Here is a 498-nt window from a genome sequence, read left to right as displayed (position 1 = left end):
GCACCAAAAAGTCTATTACGCCAATCACGGCAGCCATGGCGATTTTGTATTGGTGTGGATTTCCCTGCCCCGCCGCTGGCGCTTGTCCACGCGCCCAGTCGCCGGTTCGGATTACTGGCTGACAAGCAAACTCAAACGCTTCATCATTCAAAACGTTTTCAATGCCTTGCTGATTCCGCGCCATAGTGATAATCCGCAAGCAATTACCGAACAGATGAAAGACGCGCTGAACGCAGGCGACTCTTTGATTATTTTCCCTGAAGGCACGCGTAATACTGACGACAACACCATCCTGCTGCCGTTCAAGTCCGGCATTTATCATCTGGCGAAAAGTAAACCCAATACCGAATTTGTGCCGATTTGGATAGACAACATCAGCCGCGTACTGCCCAAAGGCAAAATCCTGCCTATCCCGCTTTTGTGTGAAGTCCATATCGGACAGCCGCTTACTTTGCAGGAAAACGAAGACAAAGACAGCTTTTTGACACGCAGCCGTGA

1 protein-coding gene is annotated in these 498 nt (G+C 50.0%); it reads left to right on the top strand.

All coding sequences use genetic code 11. The features are described 5' to 3' along the window. Nucleotides 1-498: lysophospholipid acyltransferase family protein (locus ACTHUE_RS20160; RefSeq protein WP_440424297.1), on the top strand; the 498-nt coding region annotated here is incomplete at both ends.

The sequence above is a fragment of the Neisseria sp. P0021.S005 genome, from assembly GCF_051956955.1.
Note: the sequence above shows the minus strand (reverse complement) of the source record. Positions and strands in the feature narration are given on the sequence as shown.